The organism is Gudongella sp. DL1XJH-153, assembly GCF_049310905.1.
In the GTDB taxonomy this organism is placed as follows: Bacteria; Bacillota; Clostridia; order Tissierellales; family Tissierellaceae; genus Gudongella.
The window spans coordinates 289,153-308,124 of record NZ_JBMEMN010000001.1 but is presented as its reverse complement, the minus strand read 5'-3'; the positions used below and the strand labels follow the sequence as shown (position 1 = coordinate 308,124).

The following is an 18,972-nucleotide window of genomic DNA, read 5'->3' as shown; positions in this document are numbered from 1 at the left end:
CCGACCACCTCGTTTTTTGAGTCGTCACTCTCCACATTCCTTTTTGTACCTTTCATCATACTGGCCATGATGGCATTTTTGTAATTAGCTAGATGAAATGGAGTGGTAAGAAGTTCCACTTCATCTTCTGTGAGCAGTTCTTTTCTATCATCCTTGTTCCTAATATTATGGATTAGGATGGATTGGTTTGCCAGAAGGGTGATGAGCCACACCACCTCTTCGAGCGCCATTTCAAAGTTATCAGTTTTCATGAGCTTATCGCCCAAATTCTCAAGACCACCATAGCGCTTGGCAATTTCCTTTGTAGCTTTAGTGGTAAGAATCATCTTAAACTCTGTGCCACCAATATCAATGGTGGTACTTCTTTCTTCAGCGGCTTCGTCGATCTTTAATTTTTTATCTGCCATGATCAACCCTCCCATTAAGAAACAACAACAGTGGCCACTGTAGTCGTCACGTTTTCTGCGCCACTAGAGCTTAAGACGCAGTAGTAGTAATAGGTATCTGCCAAAAGGTCCGTTGGAATATCAAAGCTCGCAGAAGTTTCACCGTTGATGATTGTCCCGCCAGTAGAGCTGTCAACGGTGTTTTCATACCACTGATAGGTTACAGGATTTGAGGTGTTTGAATTTGCCACAACAGAGAGGCTTCCAGAAATGCTTCCTGCGGTTACTTCAGTTAAGCTTGCCGGCTCAGTTGTGATGGTTATGGTTGGGGTTACGGCTGTAAAATCTGGTTCATAGACAGACGTAAACCAACTCGTAATCGTTGGTGCTGCTACACCGTTATCACCTTCAGTGACTTCCGCTTTCCAGGGATGCTTATTCTCACCATCCAGCTTGTTTCTTCTAAAAACAGTTCCTTCTATGGTGGGACTGCTAAATGTGATGGAGTCGCCCTTAGTCGCAAGACTTGTGGCGGGAACAGAGAAGATAACCCTGTAGAGCCAAAAGTAGCGATATTTTCCATTGGCCTTCTTGGCACGAAACCCAACTGCCACAGGGCTACCACCATCTTCACTTCTTGAAACCACCACATTGTTGCTGTCAATTTTGCATCCTGTCAAATCCTGTGCTACCAATGATCCGATATCATCAATACCGAGTGTCAGGGCACCACTTTTAAATTCTTTCACCACCTCGCTGGCCCCGTCATCTGCATAGAGAATTGCTTCAATAAGCTCAATACTCAGTTCTGCAGTCATGGCTTTAGCCAGTACTTTAGGGGTACCATAGGTTTCAATGCCGTTTTGATCTTCTGTGATCTTGGCATAATATAAACTATCCAATCCTATCGTTGCCATTTATTCTTCCTCCGTTTCATATTCTTTCATTACATCGATGGCGTAATGATGAAATTTAGTATCATGCTCGTAACCCACATACTGTCTATCCGTGATGGTTATCCCGCCAGATTGCAGGGCTTTAGTCAGTTCCTTTTTACGTTTGTTATAATTCTTCTTTGTAAAAAGGGACAGTCTAGCCTCTGAAACAATCATATAGGCCTCGTTATCCGCGAAGAGATCCAGTCTGTCTGACATAGGCGTAATGACCAGATATTCATCGGGAGGCACATCAGAGAACACTCCTGTTTCCACAGGGATATCAAAGGGAGCCAGTATGAGGTTTAAATCTGCAAGTAAGCTCATAGCTTTTCAATCTCCTTATCCAGTTCTGATTTCATAGTTTCTATGCATGCCTTCCGAGATGCGGATTTTGCTGGCTTCAAGAAGGGCTTAGGTGGCTGACCTGATTTACCGTATTCAAGGATATTTGCAATCTTAGCATTGGCATCTCCATCACCACGAGGTTCATTGAAGCCAACCTTGACATTGAAGTTTCCATTTCGATCTAGCTTAGTGGGAGAGAGGCCCAGGGAAGAAACCAGCTCACCGGTAGAGCGGCTTTTTTCTTTGGTATTATTACCAATAACACCTTTAAGGTTGGATTTGACTTTATCCAGAACAACTTCACCGCCAGCTTCTAAAACTTTCGAGACAATCTCATCGGTCTTATCACCAAGCTTTGAGAGCTTCATCAAGAAATCATCTGGTATACGCATTGTTGCTTTAGCCACTTGGAACCACCTCCTTAGCCAGCACCTCAATATACATCCCGCGGCCTTTCACATCCTCAACAGATGTGATTTCAAATCTCTTATTTCTATGGATGACCACCATAGATGTTGTTATGGTTATGCCAGGGATGTGGCGAAAGCGAAAAAGGTCTGTGGCTTCAGAAAAGGAAGCTCTATTTGCCCACTTCTCATTGCCATGGCGACCTTCACGGTAAGCTCTAACAGAAGCTATAATGTTATCAACTTCAGTTTTAAAGCCTTCGGGATCTTTTATAGTGACGCTCTCAATGATGTCAATAAAGGTATTCATTTTCCCAAAGCTCATGACTACACCTTCCAATCCCGATCAAGCCGCAGCAGGAGATTGACTGTATTCCACACCTGCTGTCCAGCCTGTACATTATCAGAAAAGAAACCACTTGTGCTGCCGTCCCTGGATTCATAAAAGTGGGACGACAGCATAATGATGGCTTGCTGTGTGGTGGCTGGCATACCTGCTTCCATGTAGTGGTTCTCAGGAAGATGCTGATAACTTTCTGCATACCGGGTAGCGGCGGTGATGTACATCTCAAGGAGTTCATCATCAGCCGAATGATCAAGAATAAGATTTGCTTTTACTTTTTCCAGCAGTGTCATACCGCCACCATCCTTTCATTAGTCTGAAATCATAAGCCCTGCAGTCTTAAGTTTGGTGAGAAGGGCATTAAAGTCTGCCAGTAGGCCTGGGATATCTTCAGCGGTACTAGGAGCTTGGTAATCGGCAACTGGTGTCTCAGGTACGACTGGATATGTGGGAACATACAAGATTCCATCTTCATCAATTTTGGCAGGGACTGTGTCCGTTTCAGCTTTTGTGGCAGCTTTGATTCCTCCAAGAGCTGTTTCGGTAGCAATACTGATCTGATGAGGAGAGAGCCCTGTAACAGATGCTCCCTCCTTGATTTCTAGAGTTCCACCAATGACGGTTTTTTCACCACCCTGTTCGGTATAGTTCTTTGTGTTATAACCCATAGGACACCTCCATTACGCTTTCTGCTGAAGCACTTTAATGGCTTCAGGCAGAATCAGTTTTCCATCCACACGCTGAGTGGCAACAAAGCCAACCTGGCCAGTGGCTGCATAGAGCTCATTCAGTCTCTTGAAGACTCTTCCTTGACGATCCGCTACCCAGTAGTAGCCAAAATCACCGAAGATGATGGACTTTGCAGATGCGGCAATGGTAGGAACGTAGGATGAAGTGTAAACAGGTCTGTTCAGAATGGTATCTGGCGTGCCAGCCTGAAGTGAAGGCTGCCAGATATACTGACCCTGACCATCTTTCAGCTTCCTAATTGCCTTAATGGTGGCATCGTTCATAACGAACACGGACTTATTTCTATAAGGCGATTTAAGAGAGTAGAAGAGGTCCAAAATCTCATCAACGGTAATCGCAGTGGCACTTGCAGCGGTTACACCGATTTGGGCTCCACCAGTGGCTGCAAGGATACCTGTAGGCTTTCCAGAACCATCTCCAGTAAAAAAGGCATCTTCTTCCTTGTTTCCGATACGTCTTGCAAACTCTCTAGCGATGTAGTTTTCAAGATTAAACACGCTGTCATTTAGAAGCTCTTCCGATACCTTGATCATGGTACCTAGCTTGTAAGCACCGATAGACACCTGTCCAAAGCTATCATCACTTTCAGGAATAGCACCTTCTTCATCAATCCAAGAAGCAGTTCCTTTGGAAGCCACTACTGGAATCTTACGATCACCAGAAGAAGTGGAGATGACGTTGGCCAGCTTTCTGAAAATATTCTCTTCATCCAAAGCTTCAATAAGGGTACGCTCGAATTCATCCGGTACAAGATAGCCACCTTCAGTGTCAGTACCAATCTGCAGTGCATTCTTAATAACAGGATCGAGTCCTTCACCAGAACGGGTTCTCATGGCATTCCAGAAGGCTTTCTGGTATTCAGCAGAGGCTCTGCCGCCTTTGGATTCCATCCCCTGGAAGATAGGTTTCCCGGTAAGTGGTGTGTTTAAAGGCTTTGAAAGCTCACGGTCCAGTGCTTCTTGCTTTTCCAGTCGATCAATTTCCTTACCAAGGGCAACCACATCCGCTTCCATTTTTTCATAGGTTGCAGTGTCTTCAGCAGATACGATACCATCTGTACCTCTTTTGGTATCGAGGAATGCTTTAGCAGCTTCCCAGGATTTTGCTCTTTTTTCACGCAGTTCAAGAATTTTATTCATAGTGTTTTCCTCCTAAAATTTAGTGTTGAATCAAAGAAAGCCGCTTTTCTAGCGACTCAATTGGGGTGCCAGTATTCTCTTTTTCTAGTTTGGGTTTTACCTTATCCAGTAGAGAGTTGGTAACAGCTCTGCGGCTAAAGGCATAGGTAAAGTCTTCGGTCTGATTTCTTTTCTTTTCGTCCTCCAAGATGCCATCCGCAAAACCAAGCTCGATGGCCTTCTTTGCATTGAGCCAGGTTTCTGCATCCATAAGATGGGAGAGCTTTGTTCTTGACTGGCCTGTCTTGATTTCATAGGCATTGATGATGCTCTCCTTAACTTCAGAAAGCATAGCGATGGCTTTTTTCATTTCCTCGCTGTCCCCAATGGCCACTGTAAGGGGGTTATGGACCATCATGAGGGCAGTTGGTGCCATAAGCACCGTTGTCCCCGCCATGGCGATGACTGAGGCGGCTGAGGCTGCAATACCGTCAATCTTTACGGTAACAGTACCCTTGTAATCCATCAGCATGGCGTAAATCTGACTAGCAGCAATGCAATCACCTCCTGGAGAATTGAGCCAAATAACTATGTCACCCTCACCGGCAGTAAGCTCTGCTTTAAATGCCTTAGGGGTGACATCATCGTCAAACCATGAGTCTTCGGCAATAACGCCGTCTAGATATAGTGTTCGGACGCCAGTGTTTTCATCACGCGCCCAGTTCCAAAACTTCTTCATTTAGGTTCCTCCGTTTCTTTGATATTTGCGAACGCGCCTGCGTCCTGTAATTTTGTCATTGCGCCGTTGATGAGGTAGAGGTCGCCACCAAAGGATTCTGGAATTCTATCCAGATTTTCTAGCTCTCTGATATCATTGGCGCTCATCCAGCCATTCTGCCGGGCAGTAGCATAGCCACTCATACGACTTACATAGTCACCACGCAGAAGGCCATCCACATTAAACTTGATAAAGATATTAGGCTTCTCACTTTCCATTAGCAGCGCTCTACACATGGACTGTTCCCAGCGGACCACCCAAGGGTCGAGGGTGTATTTTACAAACTCCAGTGATTGCTGTTCGATGTTACTAAAGGATGACTTCTCTAGATCAGCAAGCATATGAGGGGGCACTCTAAAGATACGAGCGATCTCATTGATCTGGAACTTTCTGGTTTCTAGGAACTGAGCCTGTTCAGGAGAAATACCAATAGGCTGATACTTCATACCTTCCTCAAGGACAGCCACCCGGTGGGCATTACCACTTCCTTGATAAGCTGCATTCCAGGATTCTTTAATCTTCTGAGGATCCTTGATAGTACCGGGGTGTTCAAGGACGCCTCCCGGTGAAGCCCCATTAGCAAAAAACTTAGCTCCATATTCTTCCGTGGCTATAGCAAGTCCCACAGCATTTTTCGCCATGGCTATGGGTGAATAGCCTACCAGCCCGTCAAAGCCAAGTCCTGGGATATGAAGGACGTCTGATGGTGATAGATACACCTGATGTTCTCTACCAAGAGAAGGGACATCCTCATTGCCACGCTGATACATATAGAAAAGCCGACCACTTGAATCGCGATCGACTGTCATTTTGTTTGGCATGAGTGGATAGAGAGATATCACTTCACCTCGTGCATTTCTAATAATCTGAGCATAGGCATTTCCCCATAATAAAAGATGACTCATCAGCGTTTCTCTAAACGCAAAGGAAGTCATCTCAGGATTTGGTTCATCGTGGAGCAACTTGTAAAGTGGGTGTTTTAGGTTTTTCTCCTTACCGCCAGCATCATTGTATTTGTAGACATGAAGGGGTAGACCAGCTAGCGTCTCGGATAAGATTCTCACGCAGCTGTACACTGCGGTCATTTGCATGGCAGTCTGCTCATTGACCGGTTTTCCAGCACTGGTGCTTCCAAAAAAGAAGCTGTAGCGGCTGCCACCTAGAGTGTCTTTAGGCTTATCACGCGCTTTGAATATCCCTTGCAATATTCCCATGGACTTCAACCTCCTAAAAATGTGTAGTATTTTTGTAAAGTTATAGACAAAATCAAAAGCTTATGTTACTATATTTCTAAGGTTAGATATTTAACCTTAGAAATATAATTTAATGGAGGGTTATTATGTTGAAAACTTTCAATGACTATTTATCTGAAACGCCGCGTTTCAAAAACATTTGTGATACTCCCGAGTTTAAGTTCATTTATGAGTCTATACTTTGCGAGGAAAACATGATAATCAAAATGGTAGAAGCAGCCGAACATTCTATATCACCTGTTTCTATCCCAGCAAGAGATATAGAAACCTATATCGACAGTATTAATAACCAAGCTGTTACACTTGATCGAACAATAAATGAAAAAGTAGCAGACTTGAATCGTCAAGCCATAGGCACAATGGTTGCTCACATTCTAAATCAATTTGGATATGAAAAGAAAAAAGGACAAAACAGACCAATTCCAATTGATTATAAAGGAAAGCACCTGTCCACGGGAGCAACATACGATAAGACAGGCAGCGCTTCTATGCAAGTAATTAAACGTATTGCTGAAGTATAACTAAAAAACAAGCAGACCACGCTCATCATAAACAGAATTACCAGATTCTCCTCCACAGCGGATTGCTCGGTCTAGGGCCATGATGGTGGCTATAGCACCGTCAATTTTCTCTGTGGATTTTTCTTTATCTGCTTTAATGTTTCCAGCAGGGTCAGTTCTAATAAAAATATTGTCCATCATCCAGCGGAGAACAGGATGACCCCCATGAGCTATCTTTTCTTCCAATGTCAGCTTCATCAACTCCTTAGTCGGAGGAGACATATCTTTGAAGCCCTGTCCAAAAGGGACAACGGTGAAACCTAGATTTTCTAGGTTCTGTGTCATCTGAACTGCTCCCCAGCGGTCAAAGGCAATTTCGCGGATGTTATATTTCATCCCAAGCTCCTCAATGAATGTCTCAATGAATCCGTAGTGCACCACATTACCTTCGGTAGTTAAAAGGAAGCCTTGTTTTTCCCAAACATCATAATTCACGTGATCTCGCCTAACTCTAAGATCTATGCTGTCTTCTGGTATCCAGAAGTATGGAAGAACCACATACTTGTCATCTTCATCCTGTGGAGGGAAGACCAGAACGAAGGCTGTAATGTCAGTGGAAGAGGAAAGGTCCAGTCCACCATAGCAGACGCGACCTTTAAGTTCTTCAGGATTAACTGGAAAAGCACAGGCATCCCATTTATCCATTGGCATCCAGCGAATAGCCTGCTTAACCCACTGATTTAGTCGTAGTTGCCTGAAGCTGTTTTCTTCAGCAGGGTTTTGTCTTGCTGACTCATAAGCCATTTTTACTTTATCCATGCTGACAGTGATGCCAAGGGACGGGTTTGCTTTCTTCCAGACCTTTGGATCGGACCAGTCATCTTCAAGATCTGCGCCATAAATGACGGGGTAGAAGGTAGGATCGTTCTTTCTTCCTGCCATGATATCCAGTGCTTTTTGATGAACCTCCCAGCAGATACTGTTTTGATTATCTCCAGCAGTGGTGATTAGAAAGTACAAGGGCTGCATCCGGGCATCACCACTACCTTTGGTCATAACATCATAGAGCTTTCTATTTGGTTGGGTATGAAGTTCATCAAATACAACGCCATGGGTATTAAAGCCGTGTTTGTTTCCAACATCGGCAGAAAGCACCTGATAGATGCTTCCAGTGGGTTGATAGATCAGTCTTTTCTGTGAGTCCAGAATCTTTACCCGCTTGGATAAGGCAGGGCACATACGAACCATGTCCGCTGCCACATTAAAAACGATAGAGGCTTGGTTACGATCTGCAGCGCAGCCATAAACCTCAGCACGTTCTTCGTTATCTCCACAGGTTAAGAGCAGGGCAACAGCCGCCGCAAGCTCACTTTTTCCCATCTTCTTTGGTATCTCTACATAAGCAGTATTAAATTGGCGATAACCATTTGGTTTTATGGTTCCAAATAAATCCCTGATGATTTGCTCTTGCCAATCTATCAGTTCAAAGGGCTTTCCTGCCCAGGTTCCTTTGGTGTGGGAGAGGCATTCAATAAAACCTACTGCATAGTCCGCCATCTCCTTACTGTAATGGGAATCTTTCGCCATATAAGAGGTTGGTTTATACTTCTTTAGTTTTCGGATATGCGGACACCTCCTTTAAAAAGACATAAAAAATAGACCATAAGGTCTTCTGTAACGAGGAAAAGAGCTATATAGCCCTGTTCCAATGTGCGTGTTATCTTGTTGTTAATTGTATTCCTTCATGAGTATTTCAAGTGCAGCTTGCGCATTGGCGTCGATGGGTTCAATGTCCCAGCCTCTATCAAAGTTTGCAATGATCTGGGCATCACGCTTTAGCATCAGTTTTGATATTCTACCCTCATCAATGCCGTAAGGGGATCCTAAGTCAAAGCTTTTAATCCAGTAATGAATGGTTTTATTTTCGACTTCGATTTTACCTTTTCTCCACATGGTCTAATCCCCCCTTAAATCCTAACCAAGATTGCTGGTAGAATTTGCTTTTCGCCGGTCTGCCAGTCGGTGTAGCTTGTCTTAACCTTGGTAAGTCCGTCCATCCTGCAACCGTGTTTTTCAAATTCGACAAGGGTTGCGATCAGCCCTGAGAAGGTGCTTGAAATGGTGATGTGGTCAATTCCGTAGGCTCTGCAGGCTTTAACAATGGGTTCAATGTCGTAATCCCAAATGACCTCAGAAAAGTCGATGGTGTCGTTTCCTGCTTCCTTGCTTCTTTCGTAGGCCCAGTACATGGTGCTGTTGATTCCAGACTCCTTAAAGTTTGCGCCGGTTGCTTTGGCTTCTTCAAATGCTTTGATTTCTTTCATGTTCTCATCCTCCATTTAGTGTGGTTTTGTTTTGGTATTACATATATCACTCTAAACGAGAATAATAGCAAGTCATTTCTGTAGTAATAGAGCAGGTTTCTGGCCTAGAGGCTAATCTTCAATCCCACAGTAGCGTGGATAGTCATAGCCTTCAGGATTGGTGAGTATCTTTTCACCGGTGTCTTTGTTAATGACCCTAATGCATCGAAGCTCACCTTTTTCGTTGGTCCCACCATCTGACTTCTTGATCCAGGGCTGATTCTCTAGAAAATCACTGGTGAACTTCTTAAACTCTGAATCACTGAGTTCAACTTCTCGAATCACGGTGTAATCAGAACCAATGACGCCATCTTCCTTTGCCTCTTCAGTTGCTTCTTTTAGTTCCTTAAGGTTGTAGAACTTTCGACCAAATAATGCCTTCATTGCTATGCATCCTCCCTGGATTTTTCATCGATGACCTTGCAGGAATCAATGCCGGAAACCACATTCAAGCTGCTGCCGTTGTCCCACTGAACCATGATGGAACCTGTGTCATCCACGCCCCACACGGTGCCTTTTGTACCCGTCGGAGGTGCTTGCACATCATCCATCCAAAGGAGCTGGACTCTGGCGCCAGTGGGGTACTGCTTGCGTAGGTGGGCCAGTCTTTCTTTACTGATCGGTTTCACTTGGAGCACCTCCTTTGAAAGCACTGCTGCCGGATAGGTTTTGAAGGAGAATCTTTCTATGGGTTTTGAATTCTTCTCCAATAAATCCGAGGCGGAGAAGGAGGCAGCGGAATGCGTATTTTTCATTATCGACTTCTTTTTCTTTTACAGTGATTCTCTTTTGGGTTTTCGCCATCTCACAAAGCTTTGTAATGAACTGGGAGTAGGCTTTTATCTCCTCTGGATTTGGCAGTTTTGAAAACCAAGGGAAGCTAATTCGTTCTTCGTCGGCTTCAATGGGAAGGGCATCTACATTCAAAGCTTTCTTAATGAGGTTGCCTTTTGCATCTAGAAGTTTGGCTAGCTTTTCCAGGTCTTCATCGGAGAGGGAGTCTTTTGGAATCTGGATGATGAGTCCAGTTTCTTCAGGTTCCGTTTCAGCCTGAGCTGGTTCATCCATCTCAGCTTCAAACCCTGCCTCTTGTAGCTTTTTCATCAGCGACTTGATATCATCCTGACCCACTTTGGTGTCAAAGGTTAGCTCTCCGTCTTTTCCAATGTGGTAAGGTCCGACCTGGTAAGCGCAGGATGGAACACCCAGGTATTTTGAGGGAACCTCTGTGATTTCGCTGATGAGCTTCACCAGCTTTTTACGTTCGTTACCGGTTACGTTGTAATTGATTTTCATGGTATTGACCTCCTTGTTTTTTGCTTACTACATATATCACTCTAAGTGATGTTAATAGCAAGTCTATCTTTCAATAGTTGTGTTATTTATTTTCAGGGAGGTCACTGTAGCGATATTCTTTGCCGCCACGCAGGAGATAAACGTCATCTGCTGATTCAACGTTAGAAATGAACCGTTCAACTATAACATCACAAAACTTCTCATCAAGCTCAATGGTGTGACAGATCCGCTGGGTCTGATCGCAGGCAATAAGCGTACTACCAGAGCCGCCAAATGGATCTAGGACAACGCAGTTACTGAGACTTGAGTTAAGAATCGGGTGGGCCACAAGAGCCACCGGCTTCATTGTTGGATGAGAGCCATTCTTCTTCGGTTTTTCAAATTCCCAGATAGTCGTTTGCTTCCGATCAGCGTACCAGTTGTGCTTACCTTTTTTCTTCCACCCAAAGAGTACTGGTTCATGCTGCCACTGGTAAGGAGACCTACCAAGGACCAGGGATTGCTTTTTCCAGATACAGGTGCCGGAGAGGTAGAAGCCAGCTTCAGAGAATGCCTTTCTGAAGTTAAGCCCTTCCGTATCTGCATGGAAGACATAGATGGAGGAGTCCTGGGTCATGACAGCTTCCGTATTGGTGAATGCCGCCAGCAAGAATTCATAGAATGCAGAATCCCCCATATTGTCGTTTTTGATTTTACCGGCAGAGCCTTCATAGTTTACATTGTAAGGGGGATCTGTCACCACTAGGTTTGCCAGCTTTCCATCCATGAGTAGCGTGAAGGTTTCTGCCTTTGTAGAATCACCACAGACCAGTCTATGGGGACCAAGCTTCCAGACGTCACCGAGTTTTGTCATTGCGGGTTTTTCCAGCTCTGCATCCACATCAAACTCATCATCCTGGATGCCTTCCTTCAAGGAATCCTTAAACAGGTCATCCAGTTCAGAGGGATCAAAACCAGTAAGGGAGACATCAAAATCAGCACCTTGTAGATCAGCAATGAGTAGGGCCAGTTTATCCTTATCCCAGTCGCCGCTGATTTTATTTAGGGCAATGTTGAGTGCTTTTTCTTTATCTTCATCCATCTCGATGACGACACACTCAACTTCGGTCATTCCTAAATCCAGGAGAACTTTTAATCTCTGGTGGCCACCTACAACCCTTCCTGTTGTCTTGTTCCAGATGACTGGTTCTACATAACCAAACTGCTCAATGGAGCGTTTGAGTTTATCGTATTCAGCATCTCCAGGTTTTAAATCCTTACGCGGATTATAGTCAGCGGGAAGTAAGAGCTTAGTTTTCAGTTTTTCAATCTTCATATCTTTCCGCCACCTTTCTTAAATTTAAATTGAAATCCACGTTCTCCCAAGGGAAGAGTGAGGAGTTGAAATGTCCGTATGTTGCTGTATCGGAGTAGATTGCATTTCGAAGACGCAGCTTTTCAATGATGGCAGCTGGACGTAAGTTAAATATCTCTTTTACCAGTTCACTTAAATCCTCGTCATTGATTTTCCCTGTGCCAAAGGATGTCACATTTACTGAAACTGGATTTGCTTTTCCGATGGCATAAGAAATAGCGACCTCGCATTTATCAGCAAGCCCGCTCCAAACAATATTCTTAGCAATGTACCTGGCCATATAGGCACCGCTTCTATCAACCTTAGTTGGATCCTTTCCGCAGAGTGCGCCGCCACCATGAGAAGCCAGACCACCATAGGTATCTACCATGATCTTTCTTCCAGTCAGTCCGGTATCAGCAGCTGGGCCACCTTCAACAAACCTGCCTGATGGGTTGATGAGTATTTCAGTGTCATCATCCAGTGGGAAGTCCTCAAAGCACTGCCAGAGCACGTTGTTTAAGATATCTGATTCTAGCTGCTTTTGGGTTTTATCATCGTGGTGCTGAACAGAAACTACCACAGTCTTAACGCGGATAGGTTTATCCCCATCATACTCAACGGTAACTTGTGCTTTGCCATCTGGCAGGATGCCCTTGATGATTTTTCCTTTGCGACATTCATCAATACGCTTTACGATTCTATGAGAGAGAAGTAAAGGTAGCGGAAGAAGTTCACGGGTTTCGTTGGTAGCATATCCATATACAGTGCCTTGATCACCAGCACCGATGGAACCGTATGGATCAACTATTCCATTTCTTGCTTCGAGTGCTGTGTCTACACCAGCAGCTATATCTACACTTTGGTGATGTACAAACACAAATACTGTAAATTTCCATGGATTATATCCTACCTCGCGAAGTACATTTTTTACAATGAGGCGGATGTTAATTTTTTCGCTGCAGGTGATCTCGCCCGCTACGATGATTTTACCTTTAGTAGCCATGACCTCACAGGCCACACGTGAAGCTTTGTCTCTACGAAGGCAAGCATCCAATATGCTATCAGCGATTAAATCAGAAAGCTTATCAGGATGTCCTTTGCAGACACTTTCTGCGGTTCTGTAGTTTTTACTCATATCATTATCTCCAATCAATTTTTATTTGCCTCTTCGAGCAGAAAGAAGTCTTTCCATCACATCATCCTGCGGATTTGCTCCTTTGTAATCGCCAGTACAGTTTTCTTTTACGATCTGGAATATTTCAAACCATAGACGATTGGTTTGGTTCATGTAGTTTTGTCCCATGGATACATAAGGACTTTGAATGGCATTTCCTGTGGTGGGGTGCTTAGCAAGAAAACCATATTCAGTAATAGCTTCTTCACATTGAATCCACCTGGCAACACTCATGGAATACCTTTCAAGGAGCTGTGGAGAAACCAGAGCAGCGCAGCCACGCTTATCCAGCCACTGCCATGTGGCTTTGTAGATTTCACCAGCCACCAGAGCTTTACCATCTTTTTGAATGGCCTCAAGCATCTTATTTGGTTCAGGCATTTCTTGTCCCTCAAGATCTGCCGTATCGGAAAACTCCATGACCGTCAGTTTCCTGCCACCAAGGTTCCCTTCGGCTATTTTGTCAGCCAGAGGTTTCTTTTTTGCCCCTGCACCAACACGAGCGCCACCTCTGTTCGTACCGTCTTTTGCCAATGATCACACCTCCTTTACAAAGTGGGGGCTATACCCCCGTTTGAATCTGCGTTTTTTAACACGACACCCCAGGCCGCTGTCCGAATTAAAAAGTCCTAGGGATTTTACCTCCCCCAGCGGTCACCACTCTCAGCAGTGATCTTTGAGTGACATGACTTACAAAGGGCCATCAGGTTACTTGTTTCATTGCCGCCGCCTTTGGAGAGAGGGAGGATGTGGTGGACTTCTTCAGCAGCTTTAATTCGTCCGTTCTTATCACACTCCTCACAAAGAGGATGGGCTTTGATGTAGCGATCCCTGATACGTTTCCAGGATCTGCCGTAGCGTTTATTGGATGCAGGGTCTCTCTGGTACTTGTTGTAGCGTTTGGTTACCACCTTCTTGTGCTCAGCGCAGTACTCTCCGCTGTCTGCAAGCCGACCGCAACCTGGGTAAGCACAAGGACGCTTAGGCTTATATGGCATGGGTTCACCTCCTTTTGGGCATAAGAAAAGCCCTCATGGGGTGTTCCCAAGAAGGCTTGTTTACATTGTGGCTCACTTTATATATAAGCACACATCGTAGGTATCATTCTATGTTATTTAGTATCCAACTAATCAAAGATACCGGTTTTTAATAGGATTTCTTTGTGGGGCTTACATTCCTTGCAGACATAGTGTCTGTCCCGGAGATAGTTTAAGGATCTTACTTCATCACCACAGAAGCGGCAGTGGGGGAAGTAGTAGGTCATCCTTCCAGCTTTTGAGATTCTGATGTTGTCTTCTTTAGCTTCACGGTAGCTCATTTTTAGTAACCTCCATTTTACATATAATCACATTGGTAGAGTATCATTCTATGGTTTTAGGTATCCTGGTTTAAAATCTTACTGCAAACTTCCAAAGCAGCGTTATGCATTTTGTAGAGATGGTGGATGGTGTAACACATATCCACTGCGATCTTTTCCCAGGTTAGAAAACAAAGGTAGCGCTTCTCAAGAAGCGTCTGGTACTCAGAGTTTTCTATGGACTTGATGATGGTCATGATTTCACGTTTCGAATCTACAAGACTAATGATGTCCTGATTGATTTCTTCCTGCAGGTCGATGATTCTTGCAATCACATCAGCCATTGTGGATGTTGAACGGTTCGGATTTCTTGGCATTGCACTCAAAGTCGATGTGGCTCTTGTGGCCAGTGCATTTAAAGATTCCAATTGTTCAAACTTACTACGGATTCGATGGTCAATGCGATAAGCTTTTGAGAAGTACTCTCTTGCGTTTTGTTTATTCATATCAGCCCTCCGAATATTTTAGATTTCACTCGGATTGGCGAGGATTGTCATAGGTTGTCTTAGATTTTCAGATCTGCCTTTACAGCATTGATGAGTGCAGCTTGGGTGCTGTTCTTTTCTCTTAGTGCTTTAAGAATACGTCCATCGATGGTGTCTTTGGTAATGATGTGTTGAACAATAACGGTATTTTCTGTTTGCCCTTGTCTCCATAGACGGGCATTGGTTTGCTGGTAAAGTTCCAAGCTCCAGGTCAGACCAAACCAAATGAGAGTGGAGCCGCCTTGTTGAAGGTTCAGACCATGTCCTGCAGAAGCGGGGTGTATTAAAGCTACTGGTAATTCACCGTTGTTCCAGCTCCGAATACTTTCAGAAGAATCAAGGCGAGAGAACTTTATTTTATTGTGCTGCAGCCTTTCTGTGATACGCTCGAGGTCATGCCTAAACCAGTAGGCAACCAGGATGGGCTTACCATTAGCGGCTTCAATGAGATCTTCTAATGCATCAAGCTTTCTGTCATGGATCCGCATAATCTCTTGGGTATCGGAATAGACAGCTCCATTGGCCATTTGAGACAGTTTACCTGAAAGAGAAGCAGCATTGGCTGCGGTGATATCTCCACCAGGAAGCTGAAGGACCAGATCACGCCTTAATTCTTCATAGCGTTTACGCTCTGGTTCTGAAAGCTTTACTGGATACTCTGAACTAATGAGTTCTGGCATCTTCAAATGGTCAGTGGACTTCATGGATATGGTAATGTCTGAAATCTGTCGGTAGATGGCATCCTCTGCAAAGGGTAGAGGTTTGTAACTAAAGATGATCTGGCCATTACGCTTATCTGGGATAAAGTAGTCATCTCGATACTTACCAATAAATCTTCCCAGGCGTTTACCCATATCCAAAAGCCTAAACTCAGCCCATAGATCCATGAGTCCGTTTCCTGTAGGAGTACCAGTTAAACCCACCATTCGCTTAATGCGTGGACGAACTTTCATCAGGGCTTTAAATCTCTTAGCCTTGTGATTCTTAAAGGATGAAAGCTCGTCGATGATCACCATGTCATAGTTAAAAGGGATACCGCTGTCTTCCACAAGCCACTGGACATTTTCTCTGTTGATGATGTAGATATCCGCTTTTTTCAAAAGTGCAGCTTTTCTTTCTGATTCAGTGCCAACAGCCACAGACCAGATGAGATGATCTAGGTGTGACCATTTCTCCAGTTCTTGGGGCCAGGTGTCTCTTGCCACACGAAGAGGTGCAACCACCAAAACTTTATGAACCTTAAAACTGTCAAAGAGTAAATTGCTTATGGAGGTGAGGGTCAGCACAGTTTTTCCTAACCCAAGCCCATATCAAGAAATATGGCAGCAATAGGATTATTTTCGATGTAGGCACTTGCATATTGCTGATAATCATGTGGTATGAACTTCATTTGGCATCACCTCCCATGTCGGATAATATTGTCTTTATTCCTGCTACACTATCAAGCACATAAACCTTGAATCCAAGATCGCGAAGGAGCTTATGTCTTGCCAGTTGTAAAGGTCGAGGTTTCTTCCCAGGTGCTTTGACTTCAACAAAGGTGATTCTGCATCCGGGAAGAAGGATTAATCTATCAGGCATGCCATCAAAACCTGGACTGATAAACTTTGGTGCAATGCCTCCCAGCTCTTTCACTGCTTTTACTAGTTTTTGTTCGATGATTTTTTCAGTCACTTTTTTACCTCCCATCTGACACAAGAAACACAAATTCACAAGCGTTCCCCTATATTTACTAACGCGCGTGTACGTGCACAGGTATTTCCTATCTACTTTTAAGAAAAAGCATTTTGAATATAAGGGAAAAACTTGTGTTGTGTCGTGTTCTTTATCCGCCATATTGATAAAGTCGCTGTCTACCATATATGGGCAAACGCCTGATACTGCTGGTTCGTTCCCAACCTGGAATTTGAGCCATGAGTGCTGCAATCTGATAACTATCCGTGGTTTTCAGTTCTGAGAGGTTGCGATTGAAGCATTCACACCATATTTCAGCATTGCTTACAGAGGTTCGAGCAACAGTACCTGCATGCACTGGCCTGCCAAATTCGGTCCCACTTAGGTAATTTCTGCGGGCAAACAAGTCCATACTATCCCAGTCATCTGGAAGTAAGGTATTCAGGTACTCTTCAACCATGCCAACACGCTCATCAGCCTCCATGGCACCCTTCTGGGCCTTTTCAGCCTCTTCTAAAATGTCACCCTCCAGATATAGCTTTTCGCCTGAGATCCATATTTCTTTTGCTTCAGCCCAGAACTGCTGCCTGTATTCTTCCGTAAAGCTCCATGTCTTTTTTTGCTTTTTCTGATGTACCTTGATGATCCAAAAGCGGCGATTACCTGTAATGTCACGCAAATATCCACGTTCTCCATTTACCGTTGCAATGACGATACATTGTCTAGGATGGCTTTCCACAACTCTGCCATAGGAAGGTCTGTATTTATCATCTGAGGTTGAGAGGAAGGCTTTTACTTTTTCAATATCGGCTTTCTTCATACCAGCAAGTTCACCGATCTCAACCACCCAAAATCCCTGAAGTTTTTCAGCACCGGACTTGTCATCCATATCCGTAAGGGATAAGGTTTCAGAATAGAAGTCTGCTGTTACCAGGTCTTTCAAAATTGTGCTTTTACCAATCCCCTGATCGCCATCAAGCACAGGAACGCAGTCAAACTTAATTCCTGGAACATATATCCGGGCAACCGCCGCTGCAAAGGTCTTTCTAGTCACTGTGCGTATATACTCAGTGTCATCAGCCTGAAGATATTTGATGAAAACATCCTCCACACGCTTTACTCCGTCCCATTCAGGTAGAGAATCAAGGTAATCCCTTATGGGATGAAATCTCCTATCATCAGCAACCTTGGTAAAGGCAACATCGTGGTTTCTGCTTGAGAACGGAAGGTAGCGAATATCCATAATGGACTTAAGCTGGGCTGTGTCGGCATCTCTCCAAAACACGTTACCTTCAGGTCTTTCCCAGGGTAGTGGTCCTGTGACCTGGATACGGTTTGATAACTCGTTAAATGCAAAGTTCTTAAAATCAGGATCATGATTAAGGATGAGATTTAAGTTGTATACGCTGTTTTCGAGCACTTGACTTCGAGGCTGATACTTCAGTTTTTCTTTCCAGTTGTCACCAAGATCTGTAAAGTCCACTTCAGCTTCTACGAGTTTTTCATTGGTAGCAAAGACTTTCACCTCATCAATCTTCATGACGAAATCACACATACTCTTGAAGGACTTCTTAGCATCGTCATCACCAAACTTATGGATACGGACGATGTCAAAGGCATTGCATAATTTTAGATATGCTGGGTCCTTGGCATGATGGCTGTATACGAACTTGCCACCTTCCTTAATTTCAACACCTGCCATACTGCTTGATTCTATGAAATGATAGCGGTCCTCATTTCCTGTTGGCTCGTAGATATCTGATAAAAAAGCATCGATCGCTTTTGTGATGGGGAAGTAGACTCTATTGAAAAGCCCGACAACGCCCTCCTTTTCAAGAGGATCCTGCACCTTCTGCTGCGATACTGTATTTGCCTTGCTCTCCCTTGATGAAGTCGGAAGTCTTGTGGGATCAGTCCATTCGGGATGATCCTTTAAGATTTCATCTGGATTAAGCCAGTCCTTATCCACTTCCTTATAAATAAAGTTTCCGTTGGATGGCGTGCTTGGCCAATACATCAGCTGGTTTGGTAGGTAGGAGCATTCATCGAAATAATCCATACCGAGCATCTGTGCAAGATACCTTGATACTGCTACAAACTCCTCAGGGGTCACATCCCTTGTAAGAGGCAAGATAATACGCACTCTCGGATTTTCTTCAGTACTGCTATGGGTGGAGTAAAGAACTGAGGTATACTGGGCATTCGATTCATAGTTTTCAAGAAACTCTTTATCAATGCGGTCACCATCTAAGGCAATCATTGAGCGGAGCTCCACGGTATCAATTTTTCTGCGACCGCCTTTTAGAACACCTGCAACAAAGCCCCCATGGTCTTTTGCATCATCCTTCTGAGCCTTGCTGAACTTGGCATATTCTTCGGCTGATTCTGTTGTTCGGATTGGAGTTTTCAATCTCTCTTTTAGTGCGTCAAATGTTATTTCTTTATTGACCCACTTCTTTGCCTGGCGGC

The 18,972-nt window shown here is 44.2% G+C and carries 24 protein-coding genes and 2 pseudogenes; 1 reads left to right on the top strand and 25 read right to left on the bottom strand.

Going from position 1 to position 18,972, the window contains the following annotated elements; genetic code table 11:
* The 10 genes and pseudogenes from ACOEN1_RS01585 to ACOEN1_RS01540 form a co-directional block, all read right to left on the bottom strand.
* Positions 1–407: hypothetical protein (locus ACOEN1_RS01585; RefSeq protein ID WP_422484650.1), on the bottom strand; the 407-nt coding region annotated here is incomplete at its 3' end.
* Positions 408–724: 317 nt separating this feature from the next.
* Positions 725–1,303 (bottom strand): annotated as a pseudogene (locus ACOEN1_RS01580) (major tail protein); the annotation flags it as partial.
* Positions 1,304–1,648 (bottom strand): hypothetical protein, encoded by a 345-nt coding sequence (locus ACOEN1_RS01575; RefSeq protein WP_422484649.1) that lies wholly within the window; start codon positions 1,646–1,648, stop codon positions 1,304–1,306.
* On the bottom strand, positions 1,645–2,061 hold the full coding sequence (locus ACOEN1_RS01570; RefSeq protein WP_422484658.1) for an HK97-gp10 family putative phage morphogenesis protein: 417 nt from the start codon (positions 2,059–2,061) through the stop codon (positions 1,645–1,647). Before ACOEN1_RS01570 ends, ACOEN1_RS01575 begins: the two co-directional genes overlap by 4 nt.
* A 7-nt stretch (positions 2,062–2,068) precedes the next feature.
* On the bottom strand, positions 2,069–2,401 hold the full coding sequence (locus tag ACOEN1_RS01565; RefSeq protein ID WP_422484657.1) for a phage head closure protein: 333 nt from the start codon (positions 2,399–2,401) through the stop codon (positions 2,069–2,071).
* A 2-nt stretch (positions 2,402–2,403) separates the two neighbouring features.
* Positions 2,404–2,712 carry a head-tail connector protein gene (locus ACOEN1_RS01560; RefSeq protein ID WP_422484648.1) on the bottom strand — a complete coding sequence of 103 codons (309 nt, stop codon included), beginning with the start codon at positions 2,710–2,712 and terminating at the stop codon, positions 2,404–2,406.
* Between the two features lie 18 nt (positions 2,713–2,730).
* Positions 2,731–3,087 (bottom strand): hypothetical protein, encoded by a 357-nt coding sequence (locus tag ACOEN1_RS01555; RefSeq protein ID WP_422484647.1) that lies wholly within the window; start codon positions 3,085–3,087, stop codon positions 2,731–2,733.
* 12 nt (positions 3,088–3,099) lie between these two features.
* A complete protein-coding gene (locus ACOEN1_RS01550; protein WP_422484646.1) occupies positions 3,100–4,308 on the bottom strand; it encodes a phage major capsid protein in 1,209 nt (402 codons plus the stop codon).
* Between the two features lie 19 nt (positions 4,309–4,327).
* A complete protein-coding gene (locus tag ACOEN1_RS01545) occupies positions 4,328–5,026 on the bottom strand; it encodes a head maturation protease, ClpP-related (protein WP_213167793.1) in 699 nt (232 codons plus the stop codon).
* Entirely contained in the window at positions 5,023–6,279 is a 1,257-nt protein-coding gene (locus ACOEN1_RS01540) for a phage portal protein (protein WP_422484645.1), read from the bottom strand. The genes ACOEN1_RS01545 and ACOEN1_RS01540 overlap by 4 nt, the downstream gene beginning before the upstream one ends.
* 125 nt (positions 6,280–6,404) lie before the next feature.
* Between ACOEN1_RS01540 and ACOEN1_RS01535 the strand changes: the two genes are divergently transcribed.
* Complete coding sequence (locus tag ACOEN1_RS01535; RefSeq protein WP_422484644.1) at positions 6,405–6,839, top strand: hypothetical protein; 435 nt, start codon at positions 6,405–6,407, stop codon at positions 6,837–6,839.
* Here the strand turns inward: ACOEN1_RS01535 and ACOEN1_RS01530 are convergent, their stop codons facing one another.
* The 15 genes and pseudogenes from ACOEN1_RS01530 to ACOEN1_RS01460 all read right to left on the bottom strand — a co-directional run bounded on the left by ACOEN1_RS01530 (position 6,840) and on the right by ACOEN1_RS01460 (position 18,913).
* Positions 6,840–8,405, bottom strand: coding sequence for a terminase large subunit (locus ACOEN1_RS01530; protein WP_422484643.1), 1,566 nt, complete (start codon positions 8,403–8,405; stop codon positions 6,840–6,842).
* A 141-nt stretch (positions 8,406–8,546) separates the two neighbouring features.
* Complete coding sequence (locus ACOEN1_RS01525; RefSeq protein ID WP_422484642.1) at positions 8,547–8,771, bottom strand: DUF7678 domain-containing protein; 225 nt, start codon at positions 8,769–8,771, stop codon at positions 8,547–8,549.
* Between the two features lie 14 nt (positions 8,772–8,785).
* Positions 8,786–9,142 carry a DUF7698 family protein gene (locus ACOEN1_RS01520; protein WP_422484641.1) on the bottom strand — a complete coding sequence of 119 codons (357 nt, stop codon included), beginning with the start codon at positions 9,140–9,142 and terminating at the stop codon, positions 8,786–8,788.
* A 111-nt stretch (positions 9,143–9,253) separates the two neighbouring features.
* Complete coding sequence (locus ACOEN1_RS01515; protein ID WP_422484640.1) at positions 9,254–9,565, bottom strand: hypothetical protein; 312 nt, start codon at positions 9,563–9,565, stop codon at positions 9,254–9,256.
* A 2-nt stretch (positions 9,566–9,567) separates the two neighbouring features.
* A complete protein-coding gene (locus ACOEN1_RS01510; protein WP_422484639.1) occupies positions 9,568–9,810 on the bottom strand; it encodes a DUF4314 domain-containing protein in 243 nt (80 codons plus the stop codon).
* Positions 9,794–10,477, bottom strand: coding sequence for a virulence protein (locus ACOEN1_RS01505; protein ID WP_422484638.1), 684 nt, complete (start codon positions 10,475–10,477; stop codon positions 9,794–9,796). The genes ACOEN1_RS01510 and ACOEN1_RS01505 overlap by 17 nt, the downstream gene beginning before the upstream one ends.
* A gap of 82 nt (positions 10,478–10,559) precedes the next feature.
* The gene (locus ACOEN1_RS01500; protein WP_422484637.1) at positions 10,560–11,792 is read right to left on the bottom strand and encodes a site-specific DNA-methyltransferase; all 1,233 of its coding nucleotides are present in this window, start codon (positions 11,790–11,792) and stop codon (positions 10,560–10,562) included.
* Positions 11,782–12,948 carry a methionine adenosyltransferase gene (metK, locus tag ACOEN1_RS01495; protein ID WP_422484636.1) on the bottom strand — a complete coding sequence of 389 codons (1,167 nt, stop codon included), beginning with the start codon at positions 12,946–12,948 and terminating at the stop codon, positions 11,782–11,784. Before metK ends, ACOEN1_RS01500 begins: the two co-directional genes overlap by 11 nt.
* 21 nt (positions 12,949–12,969) lie before the next feature.
* A complete protein-coding gene (locus ACOEN1_RS01490; RefSeq protein ID WP_091264181.1) occupies positions 12,970–13,521 on the bottom strand; it encodes a P27 family phage terminase small subunit in 552 nt (183 codons plus the stop codon).
* Between the two features lie 104 nt (positions 13,522–13,625).
* The gene (locus tag ACOEN1_RS01485) at positions 13,626–13,985 is read right to left on the bottom strand and encodes an HNH endonuclease (protein WP_422484635.1); all 360 of its coding nucleotides are present in this window, start codon (positions 13,983–13,985) and stop codon (positions 13,626–13,628) included.
* A 128-nt stretch (positions 13,986–14,113) separates the two neighbouring features.
* On the bottom strand, positions 14,114–14,305 hold the full coding sequence (locus ACOEN1_RS01480) for a hypothetical protein (RefSeq protein WP_091264186.1): 192 nt from the start codon (positions 14,303–14,305) through the stop codon (positions 14,114–14,116).
* A 56-nt stretch (positions 14,306–14,361) separates the two neighbouring features.
* Complete coding sequence (locus tag ACOEN1_RS01475; RefSeq protein ID WP_213167783.1) at positions 14,362–14,790, bottom strand: DUF1492 domain-containing protein; 429 nt, start codon at positions 14,788–14,790, stop codon at positions 14,362–14,364.
* 59 nt (positions 14,791–14,849) lie between these two features.
* Positions 14,850–16,219 (bottom strand): annotated as a pseudogene (locus ACOEN1_RS01470) (SNF2-related protein).
* A complete protein-coding gene (locus tag ACOEN1_RS01465) occupies positions 16,216–16,503 on the bottom strand; it encodes a VRR-NUC domain-containing protein (RefSeq protein ID WP_422484634.1) in 288 nt (95 codons plus the stop codon). The pseudogene ACOEN1_RS01470 and the gene ACOEN1_RS01465 overlap by 4 nt, the downstream one beginning before the upstream one ends.
* Before the next feature lie 151 nt (positions 16,504–16,654).
* Positions 16,655–18,913 carry a VapE domain-containing protein gene (locus tag ACOEN1_RS01460; RefSeq protein ID WP_422484633.1) on the bottom strand — a complete coding sequence of 753 codons (2,259 nt, stop codon included), beginning with the start codon at positions 18,911–18,913 and terminating at the stop codon, positions 16,655–16,657.
* Positions 18,914–18,972 lie beyond the last annotated feature (59 nt).